Here is a 14,931-nt window from a genome sequence, read left to right on the forward strand (position 1 = left end):
GTAACTCATGCTGTAACCATTCCACTCCATAGCAATAGCCGAATGATTTTGTGGTGGTGAGGTAAACTCTTTCTAGCAGACTGATGGACAGTGGTGGAATGTCTTGGCCCCAGAGTGGGGAAATGTACCAGCACTCTTCTAAATTCTGAACAAGGTTAGTCATAATGCTTTTGCTCCTTTCAACATGCTTTGTGTGGCCATGAATAACTGGGCGGCAAAACTGGGAGGGACAGAGTAGCCGATAATTGATCCCGCCGTGGCCGCCTCGCTGGGAAAATCGTACCAATCGGGAAATCCTTGTAACTTTGCTGCTCCTTGAATAGATAGGGATTTGACTGTCCCATCAGGCAACCAAATGTCAGCAAATTTACTTCGGTTACAGCCTTTGTGATCTGTGAAGTGCGATCGCAGAATGGTGTTGCAAGGTAAATGCCCAGGCTTGTACTTCAGTCCGTTGCGCCCTCCAACTCTCTCTAGTAGCAATGGTGTGGGTACGCCCGTCGTTAAAAATTATTCTACCGCTTGCTGTTGTTTGGGGAGTAGTTGAGAATCGGTCATCATGGGAATAAGATGAGCGATCGCCTCATACCAACCACAAGATTCACTCTCCCTTGGTAGGGCAACTTGAGAACCCTTACTTGCAATCAGAACTAACCGCCGACGCGCTTGGGGTAGTCCAAAGTCAGCCATATTTACCACACTATAATTAATCAAGTATCTATAACTTCCGAGAGTTTCCAAAATAGCAGCGAAACTCTCACTTTCTTGATAGCGCGGGACATTCTCTAGCGTAAACACCCGTGGCTGCAACTGTCGGATGGCTTCTGCCACAGCAAGCGCAGATGTCAGGTCGTCAGCCGTTTCAATGCCCTTACCCGCTTTTGCTGTGTGGGCTTGACTGAAGTTAGCGCACACCGGGGAGGCATGGAGATAATCGGGGCGGCGCGGAAAACCCAGAAATCCCTCTTGTGCTACTTCTTGAACTATTTGCTGGACGACTTTACAACCGTATTCGCTGAAATTGCGGTGATGGGTAAGGGCGATCGCCTTACTCAAATCTGGTTTTGTGGGGTCGAACTCCACCGCGATGACTGGGCGGATACCAGCTTGCACCATCCCAGCTTCAATCCCACCGCCGCCAGCGAACAGTACTACAGCGATCAGTGCATCATCTGCTAAAACTGGCTTTGAAACTGGAGTATTTTGATTATTGCAGATATCGGATTTGAAAACTGGACTTTTAACTTTTGCTTTCTTGATGAAAGCGATAATATCTTCTTTTGTCGCTCCTTGTTGCTGCAAAGAGCGAATCATGGTAACAGCAGCGCAAGGAATCGAACCAATACTTCGCCCTTTCCATACCCCGTTGTGCTTCTCCTTCCAATTAAAACCCCAGCGCCAGTGAAAAAGGTTATTTGGGTCACGTTCACCTATAACTCGTGGGTAAAAAGCGTTTGAGCCATCGTGTAGCTTTTTGGTTTCTAAGTACGGATAAAGACATCCAACAGAATCATGTAATGCAGGTTTAAGTTCATTCTCTAAGAATTTTTCGGGTATCGCAGTTGACATAATTCTTACCGATTCAGTTCTGCTATGAAGCCCATGAAAAAAGACTGTCGTTATTTGTGGTCATGTTTGGGTTGTGAGCGATCGCTTCGCTGTTGGAGTCATACAGCAGTCGTCCTCCTCACCAAATCATCCGGCACTTCAAAAATCCCCAGTTGCCCAATGTATGGAATCGGTGTGATTTCTCGCGGGTTCTTAAGATGCCAATGGTACTGCCCAGGTATACCCCAACCCGACGCAATTTGTGAAAATTGGCAGTCTACTATTGTGACTACACCGATGACTTGACCACGACGGAGACTTTTTAGCTCTGGTATTGACACACCCAAACTTTGACAGAATATAGAGGCGATTTCATATTCCTTTTTGGTACACTTTTTTGCAGCGTGAATGAGAATATCGCCTCGATAATTGATGGGCCAACCGCGATTTTCTATATCTTTGGTGGAGTAAATGATTCCCCATGCCCAAGGCTGACGAACAGATATCGCTTTCATATACTACCCTCTAAAACTCCAGCGATTAAACATAAAAGTTGTTGATAAGTTTGAGACATATCTTTACTCCTTAAAATCCCCGATATTTAACCCACGACTTCCACACATTCAGCACTGGCTTCCGCTGGGTTTCGGCATAGTTAACACAGTTAGCAGTACCACTTGCTGTACCATCAAAAAGTGCTAGTAATTCATCGCAGTGATCAACCATATACTCGTTACGTTTTTGCATTTTTTCAGCGCTATATCCTATGTGTTCAGTAGAGTATTTTGTAGTCTTGTCTACATAGACAATCTGCTTTGCTCGAAACAGAATATCTTCGTAGCGTTCTTTATCCTGCTGTTGCCATTTGTCGTCTTGCCCTTTGAATGGGATTGCAGCAACTAAAGGAATTTCTAGCTCAATTGCAGCAATAGCTAGTGCTTGGTCAAATCCCAAAGCCATACCACTGATTACTTCTGTGGCTTGCATTTTCTTTAGAGATGCACTACATAAGGCTATCAAGCGGGTGAAGACCTCATCTTTATAGCCTCCAAGCTTTTCAGGTCTATGTCCTGTACCAGCGATGATTTTATTCATGAGATCTGTATCCATTTTTGGCAATTGTCAGCAACTTCTTCAAGGTCTTTAACACCAATTGCGTATTCAACTACTATGCCAACTTTTTGAAAATAAGAACAGTTGTTGAAATAAAGGTCTTCCTGAGAAAGTTGGTCTTTTTGATGTCGTATTTCTTTGCCAAATTCACAATTCAAACACGATTTATTTTTCATGTGATCGCTCATGTTGATGATCTAAATAGAATTCAGGAGTCAGGAGCTAGAATTCAGCATAAATTCTGTACAACTGGCGGATGAATAGGCGGGTTTAAGACCCCCGCTAAATCGAAAATTTAGCGGTCTTCAATTAGCGCAAAGTCTAAGCGGAGGCTTCCTCCGTTGGCGCAGCCCGCCGTAGGCATCAGAACTTTGTAAGAGGGTGGCGGGTTTAAATCCCTCACTCATTGATTCTGACGGATGTATTCTGACTTCTGGATTCTTCTTCAATTCAATTCTCATTCTCCGTTTTTCGGTTCACCATCCTCTGCCAATAGTCGTTTTAGCTCTTTTTGTACCCAGACTTTTGCTGATTCTTTCCAAGGTAGAGATAAGTGCATTCTTAAGTTTTTAATTTGTTCTTGTGAGGTAAGAATGTAAGGAGGGAGAGTGTTGAGGTTAGGGGTTTTCATACAAGCACTTTGTCTTTTTGGTGTTGTATCATCCACGTAGACGCAGCATTAAAAAACTCATCAATTACCTCTGGCGTACCCCAACGCTTCTCGCTTAAATGTTGTACCCATTGGCTCAATCTTTCTTCGGTGAAAATAAATTGTAAAGGGACATCGTAATCAAGCTCAATGTAAACAAGACAAGTCCCTTCAAGCCGCCAGTATTTCATCCTGTTTACCTCGCCATATTCAAAAATCGAGAAGTGGATAAATCACACAGCATAGTTGCAGTGCCGAGCTTACCGTAAAGGCGGTTTTTCTCGACAATCAACTCGATAGTGCGATCGCTGCTGTCATTGCTGTATACCGAGTTGCGATAGAGCATAATTAATTGGTCACAAACCTCGAAGATTTCGCCAGAGTTACGGAGTAAATGACGGTTGGGGCGTTTATCAGCAGAGTTTTGATTCCCGCGGTTAATCTGACAGCCTAGAAAAACGGGAATTTTGTGGGCTTTAGCGATGTCACGAATTTGACGGGTAATCTTGCCCACCTCATGTGCCATATTACCGCCCGATTCCAAAGGAATCTGCTGCAAATAATCAATAAAAACAGCACCAATAGAGCCGCCAAATTCGGCAATGGCACGACGAACGGCAGAGGCAATCATTGTTGGAGTAGGAGAAGAATGCTCGTAAATTTTCCAAGGCATTTCTGCCATCACTCCTACACCCTGTGCTATTTGTTGCCAATGGTGTTGAGCATTAGTTTGAATTGCGGCAGCATCTACACCTGTAATTCGAGCAAGCATTCGGGCATTAACTTGAGTTTTATCCATTTCTGGGGTGACATAAAGTACTGGTAGCCCCAGTTTGGTCATGATTTCGTAGGAGCATGAAATCATGAAATGGGTTTTACCCATGTGAGATTCAGCAGCGACTACGACTAAGCTCGAAGGATAAATACCGCCAGTGATTTCTTCAAGGTCATACCAACCAACTTTTTGTCCTGCCATGTTGCCCAACTCCAATTTTTGGTAAAGTTCAAGAGCCATGTCTTGTGCAGAGAAAACCTTGCAGCGTTCATCGTTTTGATTTTGAGTGACAGTGAAAACTTTCGCTTCAGCTTGTTCGAGGACTTGTGGTAGTTCAGTTTCGGTTTCGTAACCGAGTTTGACAATTTCGTTGCCAGTTTTGATTAATTGCCGCCGTTGGTATTTCTGCATGACCAAATCAGCTAAAGCATCAATGTTGACGGCTGACACAGTGCGGTCTACGAGAGTGGCCAGCTTATTTCTGCCACCAATGCGGTTGAGGAGATCATTATCAGCCAACCAAGCGGTTACTGAAAGTAAATCTGTGGGTTGACCTTGGGCATGAAGTCTGGTGGCAGCTTGATAAATACTTTTGTGGGCGCTGACGTAAAAAGCTTCACTGATTAGGATATCGTTGACCCTGGTTATTGCTTCCGGGTCAAGCATAATGCCACCCAGAATAGCCTCTTCGGCTTCGATATTTTGAGGTGGTAAGTTAACTTGATTGCGGTCAGGATCAAAAGAAATTACGTTGTCAAGATTTGTATACATGGTTACGCTCCAAGAGCTAGTTTCAATTGGGATTCAACTTCTTGCAAGTCAGCAGAAGAAAATCTGGGATTGGGGCGAACTTTTTTTGCATTCACTGCGGCTTGAAGTTTCGCTTTGAGATCAAAAGCAAGAGGTTGAGGGATTGGGACTGACGAGCGTCGTTGTTGTTCCAAGCGGCGGCGTTGTTCATCAGCGGCTATGGCTGTGGCTAGATCATCATTGCTGTTATGACGCGGTTGGTTTGGAAGGGTAAGCTGCTCACGTTCTTTCAACTCGTTGAAACTATCCCAGTGGTTCTGAATTTCTGCTATGCCGGAGTCAGTTTTCGACAGTCGAGTCAGGGCATTTCTAGCCTCGCCTGTTGTTGCCTGACGAACTAACTCTTTGGCATACCTGGGGGTACTGTTCAAATAAAGCCTGTAAGACTCCACGAATTCCGCCTTCCACCCGTTAGGGCCAGCTTTTTCCATCCAAGGGGGCAATCCAGGCTTTCGCAGGGCTTGCTCGGTCTTCTGGGTGGGGTGGACTGTGTAGCAAGCCGAATGGAGCAGCGAGGATTGATTAACACTTTCTGAACTTGGTGCTACTGGCTGATTATTCGCTTGTTCGATAACATCGAACGACCCCGCCGCAATAGAAGATCTGCATGAGAGGTTATCGGTTTGTTGCGAAGACTCGGATTTTTTTAACAACAAAGAAGAAGATTTGAGGGTTAATTCTTCAAGGTACGCAATTTCTACACTCGCGGCTTGTTGTGCAGCAATATCCCAGATTGATTCATCTTCACACGCACATTCTTGGGTGGGGGGTGCGCCGGGAGGTGGGGGCGCTTCTTGTGTTTGTTTTTCTTCTTTTTGGTTTTCTTTATATTGTTCTTCTTTTATATATGTACCCCCTGATCCACCAGTTACCGGATCAACCATCTGCCGGTTTAACCATCTACCGGATGAACCATGCGACGGATTATCAGGGCATGGTGTTGATACATTCTTTTTCTCCGTATTGTCTTGGTTGAGTGAATCAGACTTTTCGTTTTCTGGTAAGCTTTTTTTGAATGCAATCGCGTCTGTGGTGTCTTTGAAAATGTGATATTCCCAATCAAAACAGCCACTTTCGTCATGAACTCTGCGCCGCACTAAATAATTGTGAACTTCGGCAGTTTTCAGAATCTTTCTGAGCTTGTCTCTGCCGTAGCCAAGTGCTTGCTGAATGCTGCTAAAATTCATTTCAAAGCCTTCATCGTGTGAAGTCATCCAACAAATCAACCGAAAGGCTCCATCGTCTATACTGCTTGTGTCTCGGATTAGTAAGTTTGATATTTGAGTGTAGTGACTCCTGGGTGATTTCCCTGCTATTACTTTGCCCATTACTTACTCCTTTAAAGCGTTCGATTGTAGTGGTATTAATAACTTTGCAAAGTCCATATTTTCTCCATAGTTTGTGACAAGTTGAAGACTGATTGATTGCCAATGGCGCTCTTTGTATTTTAAGGTACACTAATAGTTTACAGTGTGTCAACTAGTAGTTTATAGTTTATAGTAAAACTAATAGTTAACGCTTTACTCTAAGGAGGAGGTAGTGTGGTTAGTGCAGGAATGCGGATAAGACAAGTCAAAGAAGTTGAAATTGAGGGATTAGGGGAGCGTATCAAGCAAGCTCGACTAAACTCCACCAAATCTCTAGAGCAAATATGTGAGGAGGTGGAGGTGTCGCGCACTTATTGGTATGACATTGAAAAGGAAACTCTTAAAGGAGCGCTGTCAGTTGAAAATCTTCGCAAAATCGAAGAAGTTTTGGGCGTTGATTTTGGTGTAAGCCTGAAGGGAGATAGCAATGATTAATTCTGTCAATATCAATCATTTTGTTCTATCCTCAGCCCTTCTAAGCGAGCGATCACAATACCGATATCTACCATATATTCCGCGTTCAGCATGACCAGCAACACTCCCCAAACCGAATTTGATTCGCCGTGGAAGCAGATACTAGAACTGTATTTTGCAGATTTTATGCATTTCTTTTTTCCGCAGGCGCACGGAGAAATTGACTGGAGCCGGGGCTTTGAATTTCTTGACAAGGAACTCCAGCAAGTAGTCCGGGATGCCGAGCTAGGAAAGCGATTTGCCGATAAGCTGGTGAAAGTCTATCGGACTGGCGGCGAAGAATCCTGGATACTTGCACATATTGAGGTGCAAAGCCAAGAAGAAACTGATTTCCCCAGGCGAATGTTTGTCTACAATTACAGGATATTTGACCGTTATGATCGTTCAGTTGCATCATTAGCGGTACTTGGTGACGAAAACATCAACTGGCAACCGTCGCAGTTTGGTTACAGCCTTTTCGGTTGTAGGGTTGATTTTCAGTTCCCTGTAATTAAGCTGATAGATTATCAACAAAGGCAGTCTGAACTAGAAGTCAACTGCAACCCGTTCGCTATCGTGGTCATGGCGCACTTAGCGGCGATACGAACTCGTAGCGACAGGTTACAAAGAAAACAATCAAAACTGGCCTTGGTGCGTCGGTTGTACGAGCAGGGGTTTGAAAGGTCAGATATCATTAACTTATTCGGGTTCATCGACTGGGTGATGACTCTGCCAGCCCAATTAGAGGCAGAGTTTTGGCAGGAATATAGAGCCTTTGAGGAGTCTAAAAGTATGCAGTATGTGACTTCGGTTGAACGATTTGGTATTCGCCAGGGATTGTTAGAAGGAATTGAATTAGGCTTAAAACTGAGATTTGGTACTGAAGGTTTAAGCCTACTACCCTCCATTTCAACGATTGAGGATGTCGAGCAATTAAGAGCAGTTCTTGCAGGCTTGGAAACGGCCAGTAACTTAGATGAGTTACGCCAAATAACTCGGCACTCGACAACCGACACCCAGTCAGAAAATTAACGTTGTTTGTTTAATATTTAGTTTTCAAGGTTCAGTTAACTAGCTTCAGCTTTAATAGTTTTACTTGTGTACTAGCACAGGAAATTCTCTGATTCTTAGTTGTTCAGGAAACTCGTCAATTTCTCCATCCTTCCTATCACGGGTTTGAAGTCGCTGTCCCTGGTGGTGAGCATTCGCCCCCAACTGTTTGACAAACACGGGTGTATTTGACTCGGTGCATTGTTGGACAATTGACTCTAACCATTCAATGTGGCATGGTCTAGAGCCGGGGCCAGACTCACCACCCAAAATGACCCAACTCAGTTGGGGTAGTGGATCGATAGTTCCCATTGGTTGCCCCGGATGCCAGCTAAGATTATGTTGCCAATTTGAATCTGCGATCGCTGATAATTGAATGTTTTCAAGCAGCGGTTCACAAGATAAAAACCGAACTGCTGCTGGAATTTGCAAGAGTATAGGTATGCGTTTATCAGCCATCGCTTGATTCTCTGTTGATATTCCTAACCACAGATTCGGCAAAGGAAATGGCTGTTCAATAAAGTACTGTTGAAGATTAATTAAACCGCCAAACTTTTCACCAATTTCGCACCGAAGATGTTCCTTAGCTGCTTCGTACCATTTAACCCATAGTTTGGGTTGGCTAAAATACTCTAATGCCCTCTCTGGTCGCTTTGTAAGAACTTGAAAAGTATGTTGAGGACACAGAGCAACAACAGCCATTACTTGGTCAATCCACTCAAAAGGGACATTGGCATGAAATAAATCAGCCATGCTACAAACGAATATCTTTTTGGGTTTTCTCCAGTGCAGTGGTTTAAGTAATTGGGATTCGACAAATTGCACTGTCCCATCCCATTTGCTAACAGCTTGGTACTGGGAGAATTGTTGAAGTCTTGGAGATTTGGCTGCGGTAGCTGCATAGCATCGCGCACACCCTGGGCTTTCAGGTACTCGTGAACAGCCTACAATTATATTCCAAGTTTCATCTGTCCATTCTATGTTTGTAGCCATAATTATCTCCTCAACTACCTAAATAAGAAACACCACTATCCACACGCCCAGGACGTATTTCAAACACCGCGTCACAACATTGCCGACGACTACGAGGTACACCCTCGGCATCAAGAAACGCCACCCGCCCCATGATGCGATACTCCTTGTGTATGTGTGCATTCAATCGCTGCCAGTGAGCGCCTCTGGCTTTCGAGCAGTTCCAATCAAGGGGTAATAGAAAGATTAACCGTGCTTCGGGATTGTCGGGGTTTAGTAACTCAAGCGATCGCTCAATGTACTCAACACATTTGCTAAAAGGCGGGTTAGTGATAATCAGATCAAATAAGGTGGCTGGCTCAATTTCGTCGCGCAAGAAATCTGCTACAAGCCAATTACAATCTGGAGCATTGTGCTGTCCTAAATTTACTCTTTGCTCGTTAATATCTAAGCAGAGAATATTTCGAGATTCTGGGTGCGGGATATATTTAGCAATCTGACCCGTCCCCGCTGCTGGCTCTAGGATAAAACTATCGCTCGGTATTACTAATTGGGTCATTAGTCGGGCAATCTCGTTGGGTGTTTGCCAATCGTCAGGAGTCCAGTTTATTGTTGATGCTGACTCTATAACAGTCATACATTTTCTCCTTGATATTGAATAATTCGTGCGCTAATTGATTCAAACTCAACTCCACAAATCTCGAAATCGTCATCTAATTCCCCAGCATTGTATTTGTCTACTAAGTATTGTTTAATAGCGTCTCTTTCCAATCCATCAGGAACTTCAACTGGCGTTTGTCGGGCTACTTTTTCTATGACTTCAACGATGACTTGCATGTTTTTAATTAGGCTTGGTGTATAGCGATCGCTCAACTTAATTACTGCATTTGAAATTGTCTGACAACAACTTCCTCTTTCGTATCAAACAATGACATTTGCGATCGCTGACCCTGAATATACGCCTCCGACTCCGCAAGCAGTTTGTTAATGCGTTCTTCCAACTGATTTGAAACTACAGCTTTGGAAATATGAGGCGTGTTCACCACTACAGCCAAATCATTAATCTTGCTCTGCACAGTAATGTTGATGCCTACGCCATCATCGGAGTGTTTGAGAGTTACACCTGTAACTTCTCCTTCTGACCAAGTATCAGGGTCTAACCCACAGAATTCTATTGCCTCATCTAAGAGTGCATTCATGGCATTGAAGAACGATACTCTAGGTTCTTCATCACACAAGAATTTAACTGTTTTACGCTCATTTGAGCTAGATTGTGGTGGTAAATCGTAGATGATTTCTATGTCGTTATCCTTGACTTTTATTTTGTTAATTTCCATAGAGTTGTGGGAAGATATAGAGTTTTGTTGTCACTAGAATTTCTAGATTTTCTCAGCTAAAAGCTGGTAAGTTGAACATGGATAATTACTCTAATTTGTTGCTCTCGGCGATCGCTACTGTCTCGGAAGCGATCGCTCTTACTTCCAGGGGGTAAAATTATTCCACTGGAACCAGCTTGAGCCAGATTGAGGGTATGCTTCTGTGCGATGAACGTCCATTGGATTTCCCCAGTAGCAGCAAGCGTTAATTGCGAAAACGGGTTCTTCTCGGCAAGTGCCATCCTGTAAAAGAACGGTGGAGATATAATCTTCAACCCAAATTTCTATCCACTCTCGCTGCAAGTATTGGGTGTAAAAGTCGCTCCACCTGCTGCAATTCCAGCGCTCGTCAGTTTCACGGTCGTAATGCCACACCTTGAAGACTTGATTCCAGTGAGCAAGGAAGTCAAGAGCCACAGGCTTGGATTGCATGAGAATCTGTTTATCTCCAGGCACACACTTCAAATCCTCATGCAGCCGGGGAAGCTCCGCCGTGATGCCACCGTACTCAACCGTGTACCATTCGATTCCGCTAATTTTCTGCTCTGCCTGAGATGCCCAGACACTCTCTCGTTCTCTAGCGGCTTGCTGCACTTTTCCCATGAACATATCGAAACGCAGGATACCTTCAACTAAGGAGAGGCCGCCGTGAGCTACATGATTTTGAAGAACTGGGTCGTAAGCTGACTCCCAACCGGACGTGTTGATAGAGTCGATTTGTTGGACTATTGCTGCTGCTCTTGGATCTTGGAATTTGGTCATTGTCAACTCCGGCTTGTTTATCTCACATAAATCCGATTTCAGTCTTGTTAGATAATTGCTCAAAGTAGAAGTCGTTTTGTAACAAATGGTGTTGTTAGCTTTCTAGTTGCTTGACTTAAAGAGAAAAAATCTTTTAATGTTACGATTAACAAACGATTCACCAGCAAAAGTTGTGAATTTTTATTGAGCGATCGCCTCTACATCCACAGATGCGGTCGCTTTCATTTAGCTCTGAAATAACTCTGTCACGCCAGGCAACCATCTCAGTTGAAACACTGTTTGGTTAGAACCTCGCGCAACGGCTGACACCATGCGCCCCCACTGCTTACCCGATTCCGTGGGACGATATGGTAGTTTGCGATCATCAGTACGGTATTGCAGTCCGGCTCCCGTTAGCCATTTGTTAACAGCAATCGCACTCTTGCCTACAATTTCCCCTATCTGCGTTGCGTTGAGATACGCATCATCGGAGGGGTCGGTGCAAGCGATCGCACTCTTGAGTTCATCAGCAGCAGGCTTGAGGGCTGGGTTAACTCTGGTGGCGGCGTTGACTGCTAACTGGGCGGTTAGGGATTTCTCTAGTCCGGCGAATTCTCCTAGTAGCAGCGCTAACTGAGCAGCTTCGTGAGCGATGGTTGATTTTGGCTGGTAAGAAGGACGGGTTTCTGCTTCGTGGGTTTTAAGTGAATAACTACCAGTTTTACGAATAGCTGGAAGGATTTCGTGAAATACCCAGCGCTGGAACCGTTTTGCAACTGGCTTACGCGACTTAAAGATGAGGCGGTATAGTCCAGGCTCAGTTACAGTAAGCATTTCTTGCTCCCCACCAGGGGTACGAACATTCTTCGTACCCTTTTCATCTGGTTCCAGAGTCTCTAATGCTTTGCTTGTATCGCTCAATTGTAAACAAGTACATACGTCAGCAGCTACCCATTCCGGTTTTTCTGCTGTGCCAACAAACCTGACTTCATTCCCTTCAAATGCAAAAACTGATAGGTTAGACATGGCTATTCCTCTGCTATGGCTGTGGTTTAGTCAGGCGATCGCACTCTTGGCGGGGGGTGATCGCTTTTAAGTTTTATGGATGAGTTAGGCTTGATCGTCCTTGAAGATTTCATCGAAGCTGACTTCTCTGCCAGCTAAATCGGATGCTAAATCTTTGAGTTTAAATAGTGTGTCAATTTGACATCTATCAAGTAAACCTTTTTTCGCAGATGATAAGGTTCTCCTGTTAAGCCCCGTTTTCTCATGTGCGGTTTCAATGGACAAATCTTTCTCCTCAGTCCAAAACTTTGACAAATCAATGTATTTAACCATTCTGTGAATCGGAATACGCCTAGACTTCTCAAGCATATTCCGATCGGCAGCATATTGATGTACCAACATATTGCTGTATTTCTTTGTTTCATAATCTTATAGTTGATGCGTCCGTATGTCAATATATGAGTATGTTGACATACGGACGCATTCAAGATATTGTTATAAACATAGGGAAAAGGAAAGCGAACCGCCTGCACCTGAACGCAATCAAGGGTTTGCAAATCAACTAAATCGAGCTAACATCCGAGTTTAAAAGTTCAGTGAATTATTTCAGCTAATTAAAATTAAAGTGCCGCCGGGAAAAGTAGCCGGAGCTAGCCCGGAGTGGCCGAAAGTAAACTTGTAACAGCTCAAGCCATCTGGGATGATCCTGATGACCTAACTAAGTCTAAAAAAACTGGTTATACGAATTTTGACCATGTAAAACCAAGGCGATCGCTGCTCCTTAGTAAGCGGTAAGCGGAGCCATGCCGTCAGGCTTATCGCCTTTGGATTCAGTATTGAGATTACGGCTTATAAACCACTGCCGCCGTTGCGGTCACGTAAGATACGCAGGATTTCAGCAACATCGGTTTTGAGTTGATTTAGATCATCTGTATGGTTAGAGAGGACAATTGTATGACTATTGAGAACATCTGTCTGGTTAGCCAGTCGAGTATTCGTAGTAGTTCTGAACTCCCGAAATTCTGAAGAAAGTGTAATCAGCAAGTTAAGAATTTCTGCGATCGCAACTTGACTTGTCCCGATAGTACCTGCTTGGATTTTCAGGGTGTTGACATCTTCAGTTAGGGAATTGAGCCGCCTGTAAATATCTTCGATTGCTGTATCAGTCATGGTTTTTTCCTTTGTAAATCGGCAGCAGGCAGTTGTCTCAATGCTTGTTTCTAATTTAAACCAAAAAAGGGAGAGTAAATTGTCTCACGGCTACACTCCAGGCTTCACCACTCCCTCTAAGGTTTAACGATTCCGGCTGCTTGTCCCGGCGGCGATGAGTTTTGTTGCTCGTCAATTACTCATTCAAGTTAGGGCACGAACATTGACCGCACTCTTTGATTTAGACATGGTTATTTTTCTCCATTAGTTTTGAAGGGATCGCCTATTTCTAGCAATGCGATCGCATTGGCATCTGTTGCTGTTACTACTTAATGTAGACAAAAGATGAACTCTTGTCAACATGGTGTTGATAAAATAGATAAGGATTAGATGACTAAAGAGGTGGTGCTGGTGGACATATCTTACATATCTCGCTTTGCATGGAATGAAAAAATGGCAAAGCGCCTCAAAGAGATGCGTGGGAAGATAAGCCGGGAAGCACTTGCAGCAAAAGCAGGTTGTAGCAGGTCTTTCATCCACAATTTGGAATGGGGAAATGCCGCGAATAGACCAGAGTCTATTGATAAGGAAGATGCGCTCGCTATTTGTAATGCACTGGAAGTACCTATTTGGCAGCTATATCCGGCACTTGCATTAGACATAAATAATCTTCAAAAAATTTGCTCTAATATCTTGACTGATGTCAACACCATGTAGTAAATTACTAATTATAAGGGAGGAAACAAGCGCCAGCCTCCCAGCTAAATATAGAGGTGCTTCAGTAATCTGAACCTTGAAAATGGAGCCAAAAACCAGCGACCTTGAAGTAACGGATGCAGTGGATAGCCAAAGCTGCGGAAGCGAGGTAAGGGTCAAGGAAGGTTCTCAATAAAAATTATCAGCAGGACGACTGCTAGCTTTGGAAACTGTTGAAGCTGTTTGTCGCCTGACACGCTGTGTCTCCTGCTTGGTAGCTCCAGTCACGGGCTAGGAGCATTAAATATGAGGCTTCGCCAAATCTAGATTGAGAGTGTTGTGCCTTCAGCACAACAAGCTGACCAATAAATAGGGCGATCGCTGTGTCGAGCAAACTTAGCGATCGCCCCTATGCCCCCCACTTACTAAAGAAGAGGCAATTTCTAATGATGACACAAGTTTTAGCCCCCGTGCCAACAAAAGATCCGCTGACGAGCCGCGATCGCACCATCATTGCAACCATCGTCAACCAGTCTGACTATCCTCACGATTGCCAGCCGCAGGATGTGGTCACCATCTGGATTAACTCTGATGATATCGTGTGGGTGAAGATGACCCACGGTTATGCTCGTTTCAATAAAGAACAGTTCAAGGCAGCAGTGGCAGAGGTCAAAGCAACGTTACCTGAAACGCCACGAGAACGCAACGAGCGCCTCAGTGTTGAATTAGAAGCAGCTTGCACCAAGTTTGGTCTGTGGCATGGACAGATTGACTGGTTGTCATTTAGCGTGAAAGTCTTTCGGGACAAGCAGTTGATTGCCTTCGTTAGTTGTAACGACGAAGGTTGGTATGTCCGACCCAGACAATACGGACAGAATCGGATTGCTGAAAGTGTAGAAGCTGCGATCGCATTGCTTGGAGTAAAAGTGGCAGTTGCGGCGTAATTGGTGGGCGATGATAGTTTCAACAAGAGCGCTGTTTTTAATCAACCAAATAGATGAAAAGTATGAAACTTAGCTACGACCAAGAAACAAGAAAATTTGTTGTCTCTGAACTGGGACGCATTCTTGACTCGGATATTGATTCAGATGCTCTAGTTGCGAGGTATGGATTTGCCGCTCCAAGGACAAATGAAGAAATGACGGATGAATCAGCGCAAGAGATGGTCGATGATTTCTTGAAGTGCGAGTAGTCAACTACAGTAGCTATCTAATGCTACGCCAATGT

Annotated in this window: 25 protein-coding genes; 6 read left to right on the forward strand and 19 right to left on the reverse strand. The window is 44.2% G+C overall.

Annotation, left to right across the window (positions count from 1 at the left end):
• The 10 genes from FNW02_RS30570 to FNW02_RS30610 form a co-directional block, all read right to left on the reverse strand.
• Positions 1-163, reverse strand: a 163-nt coding sequence (locus FNW02_RS30570) for a DUF1392 family protein (protein ID WP_191761211.1), incomplete at its 3' end; no start/stop codon positions are given.
• Positions 160-483 carry a DNA cytosine methyltransferase gene (locus tag FNW02_RS39080; RefSeq protein ID WP_225226017.1) on the reverse strand — a complete coding sequence of 108 codons (324 nt, stop codon included), beginning with the start codon at positions 481-483 and terminating at the stop codon, positions 160-162. The genes FNW02_RS39080 and FNW02_RS30570, both read right to left, overlap by 4 nt.
• A 27-nt stretch (positions 484-510) precedes the next feature.
• Entirely contained in the window at positions 511-1,569 is a 1,059-nt protein-coding gene (locus tag FNW02_RS30575; RefSeq protein ID WP_225226018.1) for a DNA cytosine methyltransferase, read from the reverse strand.
• 98 nt (positions 1,570-1,667) lie between these two features.
• Positions 1,668-2,063, reverse strand: a complete 396-nt coding sequence (locus tag FNW02_RS30580) for an ASCH domain-containing protein (RefSeq protein WP_191761212.1) — start codon at positions 2,061-2,063, stop codon at positions 1,668-1,670.
• Positions 2,064-2,133: 70 nt separating this feature from the next.
• Complete coding sequence (locus FNW02_RS30585) at positions 2,134-2,643, reverse strand: SLOG family protein (RefSeq protein ID WP_191761213.1); 510 nt, start codon at positions 2,641-2,643, stop codon at positions 2,134-2,136.
• Complete coding sequence (locus FNW02_RS30590; RefSeq protein ID WP_225226019.1) at positions 2,640-2,837, reverse strand: hypothetical protein; 198 nt, start codon at positions 2,835-2,837, stop codon at positions 2,640-2,642. The genes FNW02_RS30585 and FNW02_RS30590 overlap by 4 nt, the downstream gene beginning before the upstream one ends.
• Before the next feature lie 281 nt (positions 2,838-3,118).
• Positions 3,119-3,292: a hypothetical protein gene (locus FNW02_RS30595; RefSeq protein ID WP_191761215.1), complete on the reverse strand. Its 174-nt coding sequence runs from the start codon at positions 3,290-3,292 to the stop codon at positions 3,119-3,121.
• A complete protein-coding gene (locus tag FNW02_RS30600) occupies positions 3,289-3,501 on the reverse strand; it encodes a hypothetical protein (RefSeq protein WP_191761216.1) in 213 nt (70 codons plus the stop codon). Before FNW02_RS30600 ends, FNW02_RS30595 begins: the two co-directional genes overlap by 4 nt.
• A 5-nt stretch (positions 3,502-3,506) precedes the next feature.
• Positions 3,507-4,856, reverse strand: a complete 1,350-nt coding sequence (locus tag FNW02_RS30605) for a replicative DNA helicase (protein ID WP_191761217.1) — start codon at positions 4,854-4,856, stop codon at positions 3,507-3,509.
• 2 nt (positions 4,857-4,858) lie between these two features.
• Positions 4,859-6,223: a hypothetical protein gene (locus tag FNW02_RS30610; protein ID WP_191761218.1), complete on the reverse strand. Its 1,365-nt coding sequence runs from the start codon at positions 6,221-6,223 to the stop codon at positions 4,859-4,861.
• A 228-nt stretch (positions 6,224-6,451) separates the two neighbouring features.
• On the opposite strand from FNW02_RS30610, the gene FNW02_RS30615 reads away from it, so the two are divergent.
• Together FNW02_RS30615 and FNW02_RS30620 are read left to right on the forward strand one after the other, a co-directional pair.
• Entirely contained in the window at positions 6,452-6,697 is a 246-nt protein-coding gene (locus FNW02_RS30615) for a helix-turn-helix domain-containing protein (protein WP_191761275.1), read from the forward strand.
• 90 nt (positions 6,698-6,787) lie between these two features.
• The gene (locus FNW02_RS30620; RefSeq protein ID WP_191761219.1) at positions 6,788-7,747 is read left to right on the forward strand and encodes an RpnC/YadD family protein; all 960 of its coding nucleotides are present in this window, start codon (positions 6,788-6,790) and stop codon (positions 7,745-7,747) included.
• A gap of 60 nt (positions 7,748-7,807) precedes the next feature.
• On the opposite strand, the gene FNW02_RS30625 is transcribed toward FNW02_RS30620, so the two are convergent.
• The 7 genes from FNW02_RS30625 to FNW02_RS30660 all read right to left on the reverse strand — a co-directional run bounded on the left by FNW02_RS30625 (position 7,808) and on the right by FNW02_RS30660 (position 12,261).
• Positions 7,808-8,758, reverse strand: coding sequence for a DUF5131 family protein (locus tag FNW02_RS30625; RefSeq protein WP_191761220.1), 951 nt, complete (start codon positions 8,756-8,758; stop codon positions 7,808-7,810).
• 10 nt (positions 8,759-8,768) lie between these two features.
• Positions 8,769-9,374, reverse strand: coding sequence for an N-6 DNA methylase (locus FNW02_RS30630; protein ID WP_191761221.1), 606 nt, complete (start codon positions 9,372-9,374; stop codon positions 8,769-8,771).
• Positions 9,371-9,610, reverse strand: a complete 240-nt coding sequence (locus tag FNW02_RS30635; protein WP_225226020.1) for a hypothetical protein — start codon at positions 9,608-9,610, stop codon at positions 9,371-9,373. The genes FNW02_RS30630 and FNW02_RS30635 overlap by 4 nt, the downstream gene beginning before the upstream one ends.
• A gap of 5 nt (positions 9,611-9,615) precedes the next feature.
• A complete protein-coding gene (locus FNW02_RS30640) occupies positions 9,616-10,074 on the reverse strand; it encodes a hypothetical protein (protein WP_191761223.1) in 459 nt (152 codons plus the stop codon).
• Between the two features lie 138 nt (positions 10,075-10,212).
• Entirely contained in the window at positions 10,213-10,875 is a 663-nt protein-coding gene (locus tag FNW02_RS30645) for a hypothetical protein (RefSeq protein ID WP_191761224.1), read from the reverse strand.
• A 225-nt stretch (positions 10,876-11,100) separates the two neighbouring features.
• A complete protein-coding gene (locus FNW02_RS39085; RefSeq protein ID WP_225226021.1) occupies positions 11,101-11,880 on the reverse strand; it encodes a BRO-N domain-containing protein in 780 nt (259 codons plus the stop codon).
• A gap of 84 nt (positions 11,881-11,964) precedes the next feature.
• A complete protein-coding gene (locus FNW02_RS30660) occupies positions 11,965-12,261 on the reverse strand; it encodes a hypothetical protein (protein WP_225226022.1) in 297 nt (98 codons plus the stop codon).
• 258 nt (positions 12,262-12,519) lie between these two features.
• On the opposite strand from FNW02_RS30660, the gene FNW02_RS39700 reads away from it, so the two are divergent.
• Positions 12,520-12,654, forward strand: coding sequence for a hypothetical protein (locus FNW02_RS39700; protein ID WP_263627838.1), 135 nt, complete (start codon positions 12,520-12,522; stop codon positions 12,652-12,654).
• A gap of 54 nt (positions 12,655-12,708) precedes the next feature.
• Here FNW02_RS39700 and FNW02_RS30665 read toward each other — a convergent pair whose 3' ends face one another.
• Positions 12,709-13,029: a hypothetical protein gene (locus tag FNW02_RS30665; RefSeq protein WP_191761225.1), complete on the reverse strand. Its 321-nt coding sequence runs from the start codon at positions 13,027-13,029 to the stop codon at positions 12,709-12,711.
• Between the two features lie 369 nt (positions 13,030-13,398).
• Between FNW02_RS30665 and FNW02_RS30670 the strand changes: the two genes are divergently transcribed.
• Positions 13,399-13,725, forward strand: coding sequence for a helix-turn-helix transcriptional regulator (locus tag FNW02_RS30670; protein WP_191761226.1), 327 nt, complete (start codon positions 13,399-13,401; stop codon positions 13,723-13,725).
• A 196-nt stretch (positions 13,726-13,921) separates the two neighbouring features.
• Here FNW02_RS30670 and FNW02_RS30675 read toward each other — a convergent pair whose 3' ends face one another.
• The gene (locus tag FNW02_RS30675) at positions 13,922-14,098 is read right to left on the reverse strand and encodes a hypothetical protein (RefSeq protein ID WP_191761227.1); all 177 of its coding nucleotides are present in this window, start codon (positions 14,096-14,098) and stop codon (positions 13,922-13,924) included.
• Between the two features lie 52 nt (positions 14,099-14,150).
• Here FNW02_RS30675 and FNW02_RS30680 point away from each other — a divergent pair, with 52 nt between their 5' ends.
• Together FNW02_RS30680 and FNW02_RS30685 are read left to right on the forward strand one after the other, a co-directional pair.
• A complete protein-coding gene (locus FNW02_RS30680; RefSeq protein ID WP_191761228.1) occupies positions 14,151-14,648 on the forward strand; it encodes a hypothetical protein in 498 nt (165 codons plus the stop codon).
• Positions 14,649-14,710: 62 nt separating this feature from the next.
• Positions 14,711-14,896: a hypothetical protein gene (locus FNW02_RS30685; RefSeq protein ID WP_191761229.1), complete on the forward strand. Its 186-nt coding sequence runs from the start codon at positions 14,711-14,713 to the stop codon at positions 14,894-14,896.
• Positions 14,897-14,931 lie beyond the last annotated feature (35 nt).

The organism is Komarekiella delphini-convector SJRDD-AB1 (genome assembly GCF_014831675.1).
In the GTDB taxonomy this organism is placed as follows: domain Bacteria; phylum Cyanobacteriota; class Cyanobacteriia; order Cyanobacteriales; family Nostocaceae; genus Komarekiella.